Origin of the sequence: Actinomyces sp. 594 (assembly GCF_019325145.1) — a bacterium.
Taxonomy (GTDB): Bacteria; Actinomycetota; Actinomycetes; order Actinomycetales; family Actinomycetaceae; genus Actinomyces.
This window is the reverse complement of record NZ_PIZC01000065.1, coordinates 1-16,119: the sequence shown is the minus strand read 5'-3', so window position 1 is coordinate 16,119 and position 16,119 is coordinate 1. Positions and strand designations below refer to the sequence as shown.

The following is a 16,119-nucleotide window of genomic DNA, read 5'->3' as shown; positions in this document are numbered from 1 at the left end:
CCGATGACCAATGCCACCGACGCCGACGGCTTCCCCATCCTGCCGGACGAACCGGACGCGGATGACCCCACCCGCGCACCCATCGCCGTCCCCGAACACCCTGAGGACTTCCGCGCCGGCTTCGTCTGCCTGCTCGGCCGCCCCAACACCGGCAAGTCCACACTCACCAACGCGCTGGTGGGCCAAAAGATCGCCATCACCTCCGGCCGCCCAGAAACCACCCGCCACAACGTGCGCGGCGTCGTCAGCAGACCGGACAGCCAGTTGGTGCTGGTGGATACCCCCGGCTTCCACCGCCCCCGCACCCTGCTCGGCCAGCGCCTGAACGACCTGGTGCGTGAAACGCTCACGGGCGTGGACGTAGTCGCCTTCTGCATCCCCGCCGGCGACAAGATCGGCCCCGGCGACCGACTCATCGCCCGGGAACTGGCCGACCTGGGCAAGCCGGTCGTCGCCGTCGTCACCAAGACCGACTCCGTCTCCCGCGCCAAGCTGGCCGAGCAGCTGCTTGCCGTCGACGCACTCGGCGACTGGGCGGATATCGTGCCCGTCTCCGCGCTCAAGGGGGACCAGGTCGACGTGCTGGAGGAGGTCCTCACCTCCCACCTGCCACCCTCCCCGCCGCTGTACCCCACCGACTCCGTCACCGATGAGCCCCAGGCCGTCATGGTCGGCGAGCTCGTCCGAGAGGCCGCCCTGGAGCGCCTGCGGGATGAGCTGCCGCACTCGCTGGCCGTCGTCGTCGACGAGATCGTGGACCCGGACGCGGAGGCGGAGAATGCGGGCCGTGTAAAGGGCACCGGAAACCGGCTGCAGGTGCGCGTGAGCCTGCTGGTGGAGCGCGACTCGCAGAAGGCCATTGTGATTGGCCGGGCAGGCGCCAACCTCAAGGCCATCGGCTCCGAGGCACGGCGCGGCATCCAGGAACTGCTGGGCCGCAAGGTCTACCTCGACCTGCATGTGCGCACCGTCAAGGACTGGCAGTCCGACCCCAAGGCACTGACCAAACTAGGATTCTAAGACTCCTCGCCCATGCACCCATTCCCCGACTCCCACCGCCGTCCCAAGCGCCGGACCCGTCGCGGCCGCCCCATGACCATCCTGGCTCGCAGGATCGGCCCCAAGCGGCAACCCGCACGCATTACCGCAGCCGAGCTGCGTTCCGGCTGGGCCTGGATGCGCGAGTTCCCGCACCGCGCCTGGACGCTGTTGTCCGGGCTGTGGCGCACTGAGCGCCGTCGCACCCTGATCGTGCTGGCCGCGGCGATCGGCGTGGCCATCCTTATGGGGCTGCTCGGGACTGGGGGGCGGGAGATCTGGGAGATCCTGCTGACCATAGGGCTGGGCGCCCTCGTACTTGCGGTCTCCACCGACCACCGCACCATTGGCGGGGTGGCGGTTACCGTGCTGGGGCTCAGCCTCGTCGGCACGCTCGCCGGGCCGCGCTGGAACCCTCAGCCCCTGACGGACTCCCTGGCCCCGACCACCACTGACACCAGCATCGGCGGGGCCGTGACCACCGCCCCCGTCGGCACGTACGCGGTGGACACCAGCACTGTCATGGTCACTCAGGCCGACGGTGAGGAGGTACCCGCCCTGCTGCGTCGCCCCATCGGGGTGGATGCAGACACCCCCGGCGTCGTCTTCATGCACGGCGCCGGCACTCACAGCATCTGGGGCTTCTCCGAGCAGGCCGAGTCGCTGGCCTCGGCCGGAGTAACCACCCTGGTTCCCTCCAAACCCATGGAGGACTACTCCACAACCGAGCGCAACTACCTGTCCATGGCCGCCGACTATCAGTGCAGTCTTGACTATCTGATTGCGTTGGACGGCGTGAACGCCGACGACGTCGGCGTCTACGGCGAGTCAGAGGGCGCCATTCCCGGCGTGGTGCTGACTGCCCAGGACGAGCGCGTTGCCTTCCTGATCCTGGCCAGTGCCCCCGTGGTGCGGCTGCGGGAGCAGGCCGCGCTGGCGGTGGACAGCTACATGCGCAACGTGGGTGTGCCGGATGCGATGCTCGACCTGATCCCGCGGGTGCTCGGCAGCACCCAGATTCCCGGAGGCGGATTCGAGTACGCCGATTTCGACTCCGTGGCCTACCTAGAGACGATCAGCGTCCCTGTGCTCATGGTCTACGGCACCGCCGACGCCTCAATGCCCCTGGTGCAGGGACCCGGCACCGTGTGGGAGGCCCTGCAGGACGCGGGCAACGACCAGCTCACCGTCCGCTACTACGACGGCGCAAACCACGGCCTCAAGCTCGGTATCACCACCGACGGGTCCCTGGCCCCGGGGGTAACCCGTGACCTTTCACGGTGGGTGACAGGACTGCCGGAGACCGCGGCCGCCGAGCCCCACGTCGCCGGCGCCACCCCCACCCAGGCCTACTGGGCGCAGACGCCCGACCCCACCCGCTGGTACGCCTCCGGAGACCTGATGCTCGCCACCCTCGTGATCGGCTTCGGCCTGATGGTGATGGCGGGCATCGGCTGGCTCCTGGGGCAGGCGCCCCGGCTGCGTGGACGGCGTGGCCTGCACCTGCCCGACCCCATCGGGCGCTGGTCCGTGTCCCTGTGCATGAGTGTGACTGCGGCCTGGCTGCTGTACGTGGTCTACATTCTGGGGGTGGCCTCCCTGGCCACTAGCTACCGCACCAATCACCTGTTCTCCTACGGTGGCTGGGTAGTAGTCCAGCTGGTGGCGGTTATCGCCGTCGTCATGCTCGTCAAGCTCGTCTACCGCGCCCGCCTCATGCGGGCGGCGGCGCATGATGCCAACCGGGAGCGCGGCGAGAAGGGACGCTGGCTCACCGTCCCTGCGGCGGCGGTGCTCTCTGCGGCCGTGATCGGGGCTGCGACGCTACTGGTTGCCATCGCCTACTGGGGCCTGTTCCCCATGCTGGTATGAGTGGTAGTGAGCGGGCAGGCAGGCCGTGAGAGCCCTGAAGCTGGTCGCCTGGGCGTGCAGCCTGCGTAGCCCCGGGTTGGTATTCGCCCCGTCGGTACGCTCGTGCGCGCTAGCGCTGATGCTCGTACTCATCTGGGCCGCCACCCAGGGCGAGGTGATCATCACCGGCGGTCTCGCCCGGTCGCTGACGGTTGCGGGCCTCGGGGCACTGGTCGCGGTGGCGAACGCCTCGGCACTACTGCGCGATCTCGACTCCGCTCGACGCGGGGCGCTGCGCTACTACGGATTCCGGCCGGCGGACTTCCTCGCGCTGTACGCAGTCATGTCCCTGCCGCTGACGGCGTTGGAGGCTGTGTGTGGAACGTTAGTACTGGACTTTCCGGGCTGGTCCGAACCGGGCCGCTTCGGGCTGCTGTTGGCGGCGTGGACGGTGACGACGGCGCTGGGGGCGGTTGCCGCGGACTGGCTTGGACACGTCGGCATTGCACCCGGGCTCCCAATGACGCGGCTAAAGCTGCGGATTGGTGCCAGGTTGCGGACCCGGGTCTCTTCGCTGTGCGTGGTCTACCTGTGCTCGGCCTCCTGGTTGCCGACGATTCTGGTGGCAGCTGTGGGCGTGGTGAGCGCATACGCGCTGGGACGCTTCGGTCAGTCGGTCTTCGTTGGCGTGTTCGTCGCGGGTGCCTACCTGGCTGCGACGGTGATCGGCGTTCTCGCCGAGGTCGATGACACGCCTTCAGCCCGCTATGCCAGGAGCCGTTACGCCATCGCCGACGCGGAGCTGCGGCGCGCCAAGCTCGCGCTGGCGCTGCCGCTACTGGTTGCCGAATGCCTGACGGCTAGCACGCTCGGCATGGTCGCCGGGGCCCGCATCGATGCCGTCCACCTGCTGGTGTGCCTGGTATACCTGCCGCTACTGGCGATGGCGCTGGCCGACGCGGCCACCGCCTACACCCGGCGGCATCGCATGCTGCCCGCCGCGGAGCTGGGCGGGGCACTGCTTGCCCTGGTTCCGGGGCTGCCCCTGGCGGTGCTCCCGGTCGCCGCCCACCTACTGCGCAGGAGCAAACATGCTTGAAGTCATTGACGTACAGCGTCGGTACCGCGGCGGGCGCGGCACCGGGCCGCTGACCCTGGAGGTGGCAGCGGGGGAGGTGCTCGGCGTCGTCGGCCCCAACGGGGCGGGCAAGACCACGCTCTTCGGCGCCCTGTGCGGGGTGAACGACTTCCAGTCCGGCACCGTCCGCCTGGACGAACGCGAGCTGGGGCGGCGCCTGCCCGCCGAGGCCTGTGGCTTCCTGCCCGAGCAAAGTCGGCTGTTCCCACAGCTCACCGCCCGTCAGGCGTGCCGCTTCGAGGCCTCCATGCGGCACCTGGAGGTGGACGAGGACGCGCTGGAGGGGCAGCTGGACCGCTTCGGCTGCGCCGACTTCCGCGACACCGAGGTAAGGCACCTGTCCCAGGGAATGACCCGCCGCCTGGGGATCGCCTGCGCCTTCCTCGGTGCCCCTCGGGTGGTGGTGCTGGACGAGCCGCTGAACGGGCTCGATGTGGAGGGCGTGCTGCTGTTCCGACGCGCCCTGGCCGACTACCTTGACGGCGGCGGCATCGCCCTGATGTCCAGCCACATCCTCAGCGTGCTCGACGAGGTCTGTCAGCGGGTGGTGCTGCTCAAGGACGGGCTGGTGGCCGCTACCGTGGACGTGCGCAACGGCGGCGCCGAGCGGGCCTACCTCGAGGTCTTTGGGCAGTGAGTGGGCACGCATTGACGTAACACTCTGGATGGTGACCTACAGTGCTAAGTGAAGTCGTAATGCGGCATCAACCTTGGCCATGAGCTCTGCCGGCAAGTGTCCTACCACCTGACCGAGGCGTTGAACCGCCACGGAACGCACCTGTTCCGCCTGTGCCTTGGAGTCCAATGACAGCCCGGTTAACTCCGCAGGGAGAAGGACTTGGAACGGGAGAACACGCTCAGTTGAGCTCGTGACTGGTACCACCGTTACAACACCTCGGTCGAGAACCGCGGCCGCCGTATTGGCGTCGTCGTTGCTTACCACGACGGCAGGTCTGCGCGTGTTTGCCTCGCTGCCGATCACGGGATCGAGGTTCACAATCCGTATCTCACCGCGCAGCATCATCGTCCCCGTCGGCGACTGTCATGTCCCATTCGGATGAGTCTGGGGAATCCGCCCAGTCCCTCCAGGCTTCCATGTAGGCATCGCGCAAATTCTCCCGGTGAAGACGACGTATAGCCGTTTGGACTCCCGCGGATCTTGAAGGAAGACCTTCCTGGCTCACGTACTCGTCTAGGAGTGCTAGATCCGCCTCACTCAGGCTCACACTGACTTTCATACCCAACAACTACCGCTAGTCGCTAAACGGTGGCAGTCTGGTGGCAGAACCGGTGTGCCGGTGTTGTGTTCAGGCCAGGGGCGGGAACTCCTCCAGGGAGAACACCGACTCCACGGGCACGTCGAAGTAGCGGGCGATGCGCAGCGCCAGGTAAAGCGACGGGGCGTACTCGCCGCGCTCCAGATAGCCGACCGTCTGGTAGTGCACGCCGAGCGCCTCCGCCAGCTGCCGGCGGCTGACCCTGCGGTCCGCGCGCAGCACGGCGATGCGGTTGTGAACGACCTCTCCGGACATCTCACAGCCCAGTCTGCGAGCGGATCGTCGACTGGGTGCGATTCAGCCCGCCGATTGTCTCCTTGCGGAAGCTGCGGCGAATGACCGGCGGCACCAGCCCGAAGCCGACGACGATCCAGGTCAGCAGCACCCCGACGGCCAGCGCCGGGTGGAAGCTGCCGCCGATCTCCCAGGACGGATCGCCCACGAGCGCCCAGCGGGTCAGGTGCCCGGACCAGTAGGTCGGCAGCACCATCTGAATGCCCTGCACCCAGCCCGGCAGCGCGGAGGTCGGGTAGCAGCAACCGGCCAGGAACAGCACCAGGCAGATCACCATGTTCACCATGTAACTGTAAACGCCGCGGATGAACACGCTGAGGAAGAACCCGAGCGGCGCGCACGCCAACGAGGCCAGCGCGGCAATAAGCAGACAGAGCAGCGTCGTTCCGGTGGAGGGCATCGTGACAGCAATGAACAGGACAGTCCCTAGAAGGATCATCGCCTGCATGAGGAACACCAGCACCACGGTGGACAGCGTCTTGCCGATCGCCCAGGTGAGCGGTCCGTGCGGGAGGATGCGCACCCGCAGCAGTGCGCCCCCGATGCGATCGGTATAGGTCTCCGCTCCAATCTGTGCCATGACGAGACTGGCGAAGCCGCCGACGGCGCCGGCCGCGAGCATGGTGCCGAAGGCACTGGTGGAGTCGAGTCCGCTGAGTGGGCCGTCGCTTATCCGGGAGACGACCAATATGGCGGCCACTGTAAACAGGATGGACGTCGCTCCGGCTCCCACGATGCTCGGGCGCAGGTCGCCGTAGGCCTGACGCGCCGCTGCGCGTAGTACGGACAGGGGCAAAGATCGAGTGGAGGTCATGGCCTGGGCTCCTTGGCGCTAGGGGTGGTTGCCGAATCACTCCGGATGGCCAAGTGATCCGTGCTGCTTTGTCCGGCGTCCGCGGGCTGGGAGACCAGGGCGAGGTAGGCCTCTTCCAGAGTGGGGCGAGTGACCGTCAACTTGCTGATCGCGTCCAGGTCCAGCTGTTGCAGGAAGCGCTCCGGAGCTGCGGTGGCATGCACATGGCGCTCGCCATCCTGCATCCAGGTCACCTCGGCCTCCCGGCCGATGCGCTCACGCAACTCGGTGACGGTGCCTTCGGCGATGATCCGGCCCGCCGCCATGATGACGACCCGCGAGGCCAGGCGCTCCGCCTCGGAGAGGTCATGTGTGGTCATCAGTACGGTGGCCGCGTCGTCCACCCGCTCCATGATCAGGTCGTGCAGACGCGCCTTGGAGACGGGGTCAAGCCCCGTCGTCGGCTCGTCGAGAATCAGCAGCTCGGGGTGACCCAACAGCGCCGCCGCGAAGTCCAGCGTGCGGCGTTGCCCTCCCGAAAGCCGGGAGAGGCGGGAATCGGCCTTGTCCGCCAGCCCCACGGCGTCGAGCACCTCAGCCACCGTGGCCACCCGCGTCGTCGCTGTCAGCAGCATGGAGCGAATCCATTCCAGCTGGTCCTTCACCCGCCACTTGGCGTGATCGGTCCAGTTCTGCTGCACCAGCCCGATCCGCGCCCAGAAGGCTGCATCCGTGCGGCGCGGATCCGCACCGAAGACGCGGACGCTGCCCGCGTGCGGGCGCAGTGAGCCGAGCAGGTTCTCCACGAGCGTGGTCTTGCCGACGCCGTTGGGGCCGAGCAGGCAGACCACCTCGCCGGGCTGGACCGTGAGGCTGACGTCGTGCAACACGGGGTGCTTGCCATAGGCGAATCCGACACCCTGGGCGCTAATCACGGGTGGGGCAGGGGACATGTCCGCTCCTTCCTGGTAGGTGCGCTACTGAATGTAGCAGACCTACTACATATTGCGTGTGATGATGACGGGTGCTGTGGCCGTGAGTTGCGAGAGCTGCTCGTCGTCGCGCCGTCCACACTGTGACCTGGCGTGGCGGAGCGGCGGATTCGCGGTACGGTGTCCCCGTGCGCGCGACCTTGGTCCGGGAGCGGAACCTCCTGCTTAGTCGCCGCGGCGGGGCCTGAACAGGCCGGCACCCCGACCGCGGCTAACTTCGCGTAGCCAGCCACCCCGGCGCGCCGGGCTCCGGCGCCGGCAACCAGCACATCTGCTCAGGAGAACCCAGACCCATGCGTACCGCCCGCCCCGCCCCACAGCAGCCCTCCGGCATGCCCTTCACCAAGTACCGGCCCTTCCTCGACACGGTTGACGTCTCCCTGCCGGACCGCACCTGGCCGAACAACCGCATCACCCACGCTCCCCGCTGGCTGAGCACCGATCTGCGCGACGGCAACCAGTCCCTCATCGAGCCCATGGGGCCCGCCGCCAAGCGCGCGATCTTCGACCTGCTGGTGCGCATGGGCTTCAAGGAGATCGAGGTCGGCTTCCCCGCCGCCTCCCAGACCGACTACGACTTCGTGCGCTCCCTGGTGGAGGACGACGCCATCCCCGAGGACGTGACCATCTCGGTGCTGACCCAGTCCCGCGAGGACCTGATTGACCGCACCCTGGACGCCTGCGTCGGCGCGCCGCGCGCCACCGTCCACCTGTACAACGCCCTGTCCCCGCTGTTCCGCGAGGTCGTCTTCCGCATGGGCAAGGACGACATCCGCGAACTCGCCGTCGAAGGCACCCGCCAGGTAATGGCACGTGCCGAGAAGGTGCTCACCGATGACACCATCTTCGGCTACGAGTACTCCCCGGAGATCTTCGTGGACACCGAGCGCGAGTACTCCCTGGAGGTGTGCGAGGCCGTCATGGGCGTGTGGCAGCCCGAGGGCGACCGCGAGATCATCCTCAACCTGCCCGCCACCGTCGAGCGCGCCACCCCCAATGTCTACGCCGACCAGATCGAGTGGATGAGCCGCAACCTCTCCCACCGCGACGCCGTGTGCCTGTCCATCCACAACCACAACGACCGCGGTTCCGGCATCGCTGCCGCCGAACTCGGCGTGCTCGCCGGGGCCGACCGCGTGGAGGGCTGCCTGTTCGGCCACGGCGAGCGCACCGGCAACGTCGACCTGGTCACCCTCGCCCTGAACCTGTTCAGCCAGGGCATCGACCCCATGCTCGACCTGTCCGACATCGACGAGGTGCGCCGCGTCGTCGAGCACTCCACCCAGATGGACGTGCCCCCGCGCACCCCCTACGCCGGCGAGCTCGTCTACACCTCCTTCTCCGGCTCCCACCAGGACGCCATCAAGAAGGGCTTCGCCGCACGCGCCGAGAAGGTCGCCGCCAAGACCGCCGAGGGACTGACCGAGGCCGAGGTGGACGTGGCCGTGCCCTGGTCCATGCCTTACCTGCCCATCGACCCGCACGATGTGGGCCGCTCCTACGAGGCCGTGGTGCGGGTGAACTCCCAGTCCGGCAAGGGCGGGGTGTCCTACCTGCTGCGCACCACCCACAACCTGGATCTGCCGCGCCGCCTGCAGATTGAGTTCTCCAACATCGTCCAGCGCCACACCGACACCTTCGGCGGCGAGGTCGACGCCAACGAGCTGTGGTCGATCTTCGCCGACGAGTACCTGCCGGCCTCGGCGGCACCCGGCGCCGACCTGCCCACCTGGGGCCGCTACAGCCTCAAGGGCGCCACACTCACCGCGGTTGGCGACGACGAGTCCATCCTTACCGTCACCATCTCCGACGGCGACGAGCGCAAGCTGCTGACCGCATCCGGCTCCGGCCCGCTGGATGCCTTCGTCACCGCCCTGGAGCAGACCGGTGTACAGGTGCGCATCCTCGACTACGCCGAGCACGCCCTAAGCGAGGGCCGCGACGCCCGCGCCGCCTGCTACGTCGAGTGCGAGGTCGGTGGTCAGGTCCTGTGGGGCGTGGGCATCGACCCCTCCATCACCACTGCCTCCTTCAAGGCCGTTATCTCCGCCGTCAACCGCGCCATGCGCTGACAGGGGCGCCGTTGGGGGAGAGGCTCTACCGGGACGAGGCCATCGTCCTGCGCACCTACAAGCTGGGCGAGGCGGACCGCATCGTCGTCATGCTCACCCGCGCCCACGGGCAGGTGCGCGCCGTCGCCAAGGGAGTGCGCCGCACCACCTCGCGCTTCGGTGCGCGCCTGGAGCCCTTCTCCATGATTGACGTGCAGCTGCACGCCGGGCGCAGCCTGGACGTGGTTACCCAGGTGGAGACCATAGATCCGTTCGGCCGTAACATCGCCGCCGACTACGCCATGTTCACCTGCGCCGAGACCATGGCGGAGACCGCCGAGCGCCTCACGCAGGACGACGGCGACCTGGGCACCACCGACTCCCCCCAGCAGTTCTTGCTGCTGTACGGGGCGTTGTCCGCGTTGGCGCGACGCCGTCACGCGCCCGGTCTGGTGCTGGACTCCTACCTGCTGCGGGCCCTGGCCCTGGCCGGCTGGGCGCCCTCCTGCTACGACTGCGCCCGCTGCGGCGCCCCAGGCCCCCACACCGCCTTCCACGTACAGGCGGGCGGTGCCGTCTGCTCCGCCTGCCGACCCGCCGGCTCCGTCGACGTCGAGCCGGGTGCCATGGCGCTGCTCGGCGCCCTGCTCTCGGGGAACTGGGAGCTGGCCGATGCCTCCAGCCCGCGCGAGCGCGCCGAGGCATCCGGATGCGTGTCCGCCTACCTGACCTGGCACCTGGAACGGCGCCTGCGTTCACTCTCCCTCGTAGAAAGGGCCTGACATGCCTGACACGACGGACTCCGCCCCCGGCGGGGGCGCCGCCCCGGATCCGCGCCCGCTCGACGTCGTCCCCCTGCACCGCCAGGGCCTCACCCCGCCGGCGCTGGACCCTGCGTCCGTGCCCGCGCACATCGCCTGCGTCATGGACGGCAACGGCCGCTGGGCCAATGCGCGCGGCCTGCCCCGCACCGAGGGGCACCGGGTGGGGGAGTCGACCATGATGGACGTGATCGCCGGAGCCGTCGAGCTGGGCGTCAAGGAGTTGAGCGTCTACGCCTTCTCCACGGAGAACTGGAAGCGCTCACCGGCGGAGGTCCGCTTCCTCATGGGTTTCACCCGCACGGTGCTGCGCGCCCAGACCGACGACCTGCTGGCCTGGGGCGTGCGAGTGAACTGGGTGGGGCGCGAGCCGAAGCTGTGGAAGTCGGTGCTCAAGGAGGTACGTCGCTCCGAGCGCATCACCGCCGGGAACGACACCATGGTGCTGAACATGTGCCTGAACTACGGCGGCCGCGCCGAGCTCGCCGACGCCGCGCGCGCCATGGCCCGCGACGTGGAGGCCGGGCGGCTGCGGGCGGCGTCGATCAACGAGAAGACCGTGCAGCGCTACCTGTACTCCCCGCACATGCGGGACGTGGACCTGCTGATCCGTACCGGCGGGGAGCAGCGCACCAGCAACTTCCTGATGTGGTCCTCGGCCTACGCGGAGCTGTACTTCTCCGACCTGCCCTGGCCCGAGTTCGACCGCACCGAGCTGTGGCGCGCCTGCGAGGCCTACGCGCACCGCGAGCGCCGCTTCGGCGGCGCCGTCGAGCGGGTCGCCGGCGCCTAAGCACCGCGGCGCTACTTCTACCGAACTCGGTACGTAACAAGTGCCGGTCTCGGTACGTAACAAGTGCCGGTCTGGGTGTGTTACTGGTGCCGGTCTCGGGAGCAGGCGGGGCACAGGCCGAAGAACTCCACGGTGTGCTGCATGTCCGTGAAGCCCTGCTCGGCGGAGACTCGGCGGATCCACTCCTCCAGCTCGTCCCCGGCGACCTCCACCGTGCGACCGCAGGAGCGGCACACGATGTGGTGGTGGTGCCCGGGGCGCTCGCACTCCCGGTACAGCGCCTCACCGTCGGTGCCGCGGATCTGGTCCACCTGGCCTGCCTCCGCCAGGGCGGTCAGGTTGCGATAGACGGTCGCCAGCCCCACCTTGGTGCCCTCCGCCTGCAGGGCGGCGTGAATCTGCTGGGCGGAGCGGAACTCGTTGGTGCGGGACAGGATGTCGGCCACTGCAGCCCGCTGCCAGGTAGCGCGGTGATGCGGTGGATTTCCATTACCCCTGGTGGCGTTGACACTCATGCGGGCACCTCCTGCTGTCCGTGATCAATTCGCATGCCGCCTCCCTGGCGGCGACCGTGGCGGGAGCGGGTGGCACGCACCACCCCGCCGACAAGCGCTACAACGGCGTATGTGCACACCAGTAGCACAACGATCATGGCACCCGGGGAGGCCGCCAGGAAATACGTGATGGTCAGCCCGGCTACGCAGGCGACCACGCCGATCACCATGGCCAGGTGCATGGTGCGTCCGAAGGAGTATGACACCAGCTGGGCGATCGCCACGGGAACGATCATCACTGCGGAGACCAGCAGCGCGCCCACCACCCGCATGGACACGGATACGGTCAGTGCCGCCACCACGGCCACAGTCACGTTCAGCGCGGCCGTGGGCAGGCCGATCGAGCGGGCGAACTCCTCGTCGTGGCACAGCGCGAACAGTGGCCCACGCAAGCCGATTCCCACCGCCAGCACCACGGCAGCGAGCACCACCGTGAACCAAGTGTCAGAGGTTGACACGGTCGCGATCGAGCCGAACAGGTAGCTGGTGAGATTCGTCGTCGTCCCGCCTGCCAGCTTGATCAGGATCACGCCGCCGGCGATGCCCCCGTAGAACAGGATCGCCAGGGCCACGTCGCCGCGGGTGCGCCCGCGGGCGCGAATGACCTCAATCAGCACCGCGCCGAGCACGGAGGCGATGATCGCCCCCGGAATGGCCCAGGCGTCGTGGGGGGTGACGTTCGCGGCCGCGCCGGCGATCCAGCCGAGCGCCACGCCGGTCAGGGCGATGTGCCCAATGCCGTCGCCCAGCAGTGCCAGGCCCCGCTGCACCAGGTAGGTGCCCACCACCGGGGCGGACAGCCCTACCAGCACGGCCACGATATAAGCACGCTGCATGAGCGGGCTTGCCAGCATCTGGCCAAGAGCGGTCATAAAGTCATTCACTGGAGGCCTCCTGCCTGCCGCACGGAGGTGGTCAGTACCGGGGCGTGGTGGGCCGTCGGCTCGGTGGCGCCGTGTTCATGCTCGTGCTCGCAGTTGTCCAGGCGGTCGTGGCCGAGCTCGTCATGGCGGGCGTGATCGTGGGCCAGCGCCTCCCGCGGCCCGTCGAATACCACCCGCCCCTCTGACAGCACCACCGCCCGTTCAACAACATCCGCCAGCTCGCCCATCTCGTGCAGGACGGTCAGCAGCGTCAGTCCCTGCGCGCGCAAGTCGTCCAGGGTGGCCGCTAGCGCCGCACGCGAGGCGCGGTCAATGCCGGCCAGGGGCTCGTCCAGTAGCAGCAGCTCGGGAGAGCGCACCAGGGCGCGGGCGATCAGCACGCGCTGGGACTGTCCGCCGGAGAACACCTGCACGTGGTCCTGCGCGCGGTCGGCCAGGCCTACGGCGTCCAGAGCATCCAGGGCGCGCCGACGGGCCGCACGGCCGCGGTCGGCGAAGGGGCGCCCGGGAGACAGCAGGCCCGAGCGGACCACCTCCAGCGCCGTCGCCGGCACGCCGGAGGAGGCCCCCACCCGCTGTGGCACATAACCGACTCGCTGCCACGGCACCGCGCGGCGCTCGCGAACGTCGTGGCCGAACAGGCGCACCGATCCGGAGCAGGTCGGCACCAGGCCGAGGATCGCCTTTACCAGGGTCGACTTGCCCGAGCCATTCGCGCCCAGCAGCGCGAGCGACTGACCTGCGCCTACCGTCAGGTCGACCCCGTCCAGAATGAGGCTGGATCCCAGTACCACGCTGGTTTCAGCCACTTCAATGGGCGCGGTGCCCGAGCTCGTGGAGGTGGAAAGCGACTTGAGTGTCATGAAGTCCTTCTGCCGATGATGGGAACCGTGATCACTGGCAGGATAGCGCGGTGCGCAGCTCTTGCAGATTGGCTGACATGGCATCGGCGTAGTCACCGGAGGACGGGGCGGACTCAAGCGGGTTCAGCACGGCGGTGGTGGCGCCGGTCTCCGCGGCAAGGGCCTCGGCCGTCTTGGAGGAGACAAGGTCCTCGGTGAAGATCGTCGTCGTGCCGGTCTCCTGCACAATCTTCTTCACGGCGGCCAGCTCGGCCGGGCTGGGCTCGGACTCGGGATCGACCCCGGACACGGAGGCCTGGGTCAGTCCATAGCGATCCGCCAGGTAGCCGAAGGCGGCGTGCGAGGTGACGAAGGTGGTGCGCTCGCACTGGGCCAGACCGGTGGAGTAGTCGGCGTCGAGGTCTGCGAGGGTCTCGGTGAGGCTGGAGAGATTGGCCTGGTAGTCATCCGCGTGATTCGGATCGGCCTGGGACAGGGCGGTCTCGATGGCCTGCGCGGCGGACTGCATGCGCACCGGGTCGAGCCAGAAGTGGGGGTCCGCTGCGTCGGCGTCATGCTCCTCAGCGTGGTCAGCGTCGGCCTCATCCGCATGGTCGCCGTGCGCATCGACGTCACCGTCATGGTTATGGGAATCGTCATGGGAATCGTCGTGAGCATCTTCACGAGCATCGTCATGGTCGTGCTCTACGCCGTCGTGGTGAGTGAGCTCGACCGCGTCGGTGAGATCGAGAACGTCTGGGCCGGAGACCTCGCTCAGCGCGTCGTCCAAGGAGGGCTGGAAGCCGGGGACATATACCACCAGGTCGGTTCCGGACAGTGCGGTGACGTCCTTGGGGGCGAGCTCGTAGTCGTGCGGCTCGACATTCGTGGGAGTAACGGAGGTGACGTTCACGTGCTCCCCGCCGACGGCCTGCGCCAAGTACTGGATCGGGTAGAAGGACGCGGCGACGGACAGCGCCTGGCCGGAGTCGCTACCGCCGGCGTCGGAGGAGCAGGCGGCCAGCGGCAGGCAGGCGATTCCGAGCGCGGCCGCAGCGGTGACAGCGAGTGCTCGACGGGGGCGGAAAGGAACGTTCATGGGAACCATTCTCATCTCCTCGTGGGTGAGTCGTCAAATCCGCTGTTCAGGACCCGTAGACTGGCCCCGCTCGTCCCACCGACCGCGTGCGGACTGTAGACGGCATCAGTATTTGGACCTACGGAGAAACACAGTGGCAGCAACTCCCTCAACGCTCGACCGTGTCATCAACCTTGCCAAGCGGCGCGGATTCGTCTTCCCCTGCGGCGAGATCTACGGCGGCACCCGCTCGGCCTGGGACTACGGACCGCTCGGCGTGGAGCTGAAGGAGAACATCAAGCGCCAGTGGTGGCAGTACATGGTCCGCTCGCGCGACGACGTCGTCGGCCTGGACTCCTCGGTGATCCTGCCGCGCGAGACCTGGGTGGCTTCCGGCCACGTGGCGGCCTTCACCGACCCGCTGATCGAGTGCACCTCCTGCCACAAGCGGCTGCGCGAGGACGAGTTGCAGGAGGCCTACGCCGCCAAGCACGGCATCGACAACCCCGACACCGTCACCCTGGACCAGCTCGTGTGCCCCAACTGCGGTACTCGTGGCGCCTTCACCGAGCCCAAGGCGTTCTCCGGCCTGCTTAAGACCTTCCTCGGGCCGGTTGACGACGAGGCCGGCCTGCACTACCTGCGCCCCGAGACCGCCCAGGGGATCTTCATCAATTTCACCAACGTGATGAGCGCCGCGCGCAAGAAGCCGCCCTTCGGCATCGGCCAGGTAGGCAAGTCCTTCCGCAACGAGATCACCCCCGGCAACTTCATCTTCCGCACCCGCGAGTTCGAGCAGATGGAGCTGGAGTTCTTCGTGGAGCCCGGCACCGATGAGGAGTGGCACCAGTACTGGATCGACTACCGCAAGGCCTGGTACACCGACCTGGGCATCAGCGAGGACAACCTGCGGCTGTACGAGCACCCCAAGGAGAAGCTGTCCCACTACTCCAAGCGCACCGTTGACCTGGAGTACCGCTTCGGCTTCGCCGGCGGGGAGTGGGGCGAGCTGGAGGGTATTGCCAACCGCACGGACTTCGACCTGTCTACCCACGCCGAGCACTCCGGCAAGGACCTGTCCTACTTCGACCAGGGCAAGAACGAGCGCTGGACCCCCTACGTGATCGAGCCCTCGGCCGGACTGACGCGATCCCTGATGGCCTTCCTGGTGGAGGCCTACACGGAGGATGAGGCTCCCAACACCAAGGGCGGCGTCGACAAGCGTGTGCTGCTGCGGCTGGACCCGCGCCTGGCTCCGGTCAAGGCGGCGGTGCTGCCGCTGAGCCGCAAGGAGGAGCTGACCGGCCCTGCCCGCGAGCTTGCCGCCCGGCTGCGCCGCACCTGGAACGTCGAGTATGACGACGCCGGCGCGGTGGGCCGCCGCTACCGCCGCCAGGACGAGGTCGGCACCCCCTTCTGCATCACCTACGACTTCGAGTCGCCGCAGGACGGCGCGGTCACCGTGCGTGAGCGCGACACCATGGCCCAGGAGCGCATCCCGCTTGAGGGCGTGGAGCGCTACCTGGCCGAGCGCCTGATCGGCTGCTGAACAGTCGGCTGCCCGCCGGTCAGATGCCGGCTGCCCGGCCAGACGCCTGAGTGGCGTCTGGCCGGTGCGTGCGACCGTTCCACGGCCTCGGTGACGTTGCACGACCTTGGTGTGTGTTCCACGACCCCCGGGTGGTCGTGCAACAGGCACCAAGGTCGTGCAAC

16 protein-coding genes are annotated in these 16,119 nt (G+C 68.3%); 8 read left to right on the top strand and 8 right to left on the bottom strand.

Annotation, left to right across the window (positions count from 1 at the left end):
• Positions 1–3: 3 nt before the first annotated feature.
• The 4 genes from era to GZ998_RS11265 are packed head-to-tail and all read left to right on the top strand — an operon-like array spanning position 4 to position 4,664.
• The gene (gene era, locus GZ998_RS11280) at positions 4–1,020 is read left to right on the top strand and encodes a GTPase Era (RefSeq protein WP_219109886.1); all 1,017 of its coding nucleotides are present in this window, start codon (positions 4–6) and stop codon (positions 1,018–1,020) included.
• 12 nt (positions 1,021–1,032) lie between these two features.
• Positions 1,033–2,910, top strand: coding sequence for a S9 family peptidase (locus GZ998_RS11275; RefSeq protein WP_257505920.1), 1,878 nt, complete (start codon positions 1,033–1,035; stop codon positions 2,908–2,910).
• A gap of 25 nt (positions 2,911–2,935) precedes the next feature.
• Positions 2,936–3,988 carry a hypothetical protein gene (locus GZ998_RS11270; RefSeq protein ID WP_219109885.1) on the top strand — a complete coding sequence of 351 codons (1,053 nt, stop codon included), beginning with the start codon at positions 2,936–2,938 and terminating at the stop codon, positions 3,986–3,988.
• Positions 3,981–4,664, top strand: coding sequence for an ABC transporter ATP-binding protein (locus GZ998_RS11265; protein WP_219109884.1), 684 nt, complete (start codon positions 3,981–3,983; stop codon positions 4,662–4,664). Before GZ998_RS11270 ends, GZ998_RS11265 begins: the two co-directional genes overlap by 8 nt.
• A 36-nt stretch (positions 4,665–4,700) precedes the next feature.
• Here the strand turns inward: GZ998_RS11265 and GZ998_RS11260 are convergent, their stop codons facing one another.
• From GZ998_RS11260 to GZ998_RS11245, 4 genes are all read right to left on the bottom strand, one after another.
• Positions 4,701–5,048: a type II toxin-antitoxin system PemK/MazF family toxin gene (locus tag GZ998_RS11260; RefSeq protein ID WP_162678424.1), complete on the bottom strand. Its 348-nt coding sequence runs from the start codon at positions 5,046–5,048 to the stop codon at positions 4,701–4,703.
• 286 nt (positions 5,049–5,334) lie between these two features.
• A complete protein-coding gene (locus GZ998_RS11255; protein ID WP_162678392.1) occupies positions 5,335–5,559 on the bottom strand; it encodes a helix-turn-helix transcriptional regulator in 225 nt (74 codons plus the stop codon).
• A 1-nt stretch (position 5,560) separates the two neighbouring features.
• The gene (locus GZ998_RS11250) at positions 5,561–6,412 is read right to left on the bottom strand and encodes an ABC transporter permease (RefSeq protein ID WP_162678391.1); all 852 of its coding nucleotides are present in this window, start codon (positions 6,410–6,412) and stop codon (positions 5,561–5,563) included.
• A complete protein-coding gene (locus GZ998_RS11245) occupies positions 6,409–7,344 on the bottom strand; it encodes an ABC transporter ATP-binding protein (protein WP_219109883.1) in 936 nt (311 codons plus the stop codon). The genes GZ998_RS11250 and GZ998_RS11245 overlap by 4 nt, the downstream gene beginning before the upstream one ends.
• A 332-nt stretch (positions 7,345–7,676) precedes the next feature.
• Between GZ998_RS11245 and leuA the strand changes: the two genes are divergently transcribed.
• From leuA to uppS, 3 genes are read left to right on the top strand one after another with little or no spacing between them, the layout of a single operon-like run.
• Entirely contained in the window at positions 7,677–9,455 is a 1,779-nt protein-coding gene (gene leuA / locus GZ998_RS11240) for a 2-isopropylmalate synthase (RefSeq protein ID WP_162678389.1), read from the top strand.
• A gap of 11 nt (positions 9,456–9,466) precedes the next feature.
• Complete coding sequence (recO, locus tag GZ998_RS11235; protein WP_161924259.1) at positions 9,467–10,216, top strand: DNA repair protein RecO; 750 nt, start codon at positions 9,467–9,469, stop codon at positions 10,214–10,216.
• Position 10,217: 1 nt separating this feature from the next.
• Positions 10,218–11,048 (top strand): polyprenyl diphosphate synthase, encoded by an 831-nt coding sequence (gene uppS, locus GZ998_RS11230; RefSeq protein WP_219109882.1) that lies wholly within the window; start codon positions 10,218–10,220, stop codon positions 11,046–11,048.
• Between the two features lie 80 nt (positions 11,049–11,128).
• Here uppS and GZ998_RS11225 read toward each other — a convergent pair whose 3' ends face one another.
• Genes GZ998_RS11225 through GZ998_RS11210 form a run of 4 tightly spaced genes read right to left on the bottom strand, consistent with a single transcriptional unit; the run spans position 11,129 to position 14,427 of the window.
• Positions 11,129–11,563, bottom strand: a complete 435-nt coding sequence (locus GZ998_RS11225; protein WP_161924257.1) for a Fur family transcriptional regulator — start codon at positions 11,561–11,563, stop codon at positions 11,129–11,131.
• Complete coding sequence (locus GZ998_RS11220) at positions 11,560–12,474, bottom strand: metal ABC transporter permease (protein WP_162678423.1); 915 nt, start codon at positions 12,472–12,474, stop codon at positions 11,560–11,562. Before GZ998_RS11220 ends, GZ998_RS11225 begins: the two co-directional genes overlap by 4 nt.
• An 8-nt stretch (positions 12,475–12,482) precedes the next feature.
• Complete coding sequence (locus GZ998_RS11215) at positions 12,483–13,349, bottom strand: metal ABC transporter ATP-binding protein (protein WP_219109881.1); 867 nt, start codon at positions 13,347–13,349, stop codon at positions 12,483–12,485.
• Positions 13,350–13,380: 31 nt separating this feature from the next.
• Complete coding sequence (locus tag GZ998_RS11210; RefSeq protein ID WP_219109880.1) at positions 13,381–14,427, bottom strand: metal ABC transporter substrate-binding protein; 1,047 nt, start codon at positions 14,425–14,427, stop codon at positions 13,381–13,383.
• 133 nt (positions 14,428–14,560) lie between these two features.
• On the opposite strand from GZ998_RS11210, the gene GZ998_RS11205 reads away from it, so the two are divergent.
• Complete coding sequence (locus GZ998_RS11205; RefSeq protein ID WP_161924254.1) at positions 14,561–15,955, top strand: glycine--tRNA ligase; 1,395 nt, start codon at positions 14,561–14,563, stop codon at positions 15,953–15,955.
• Positions 15,956–16,119 lie beyond the last annotated feature (164 nt).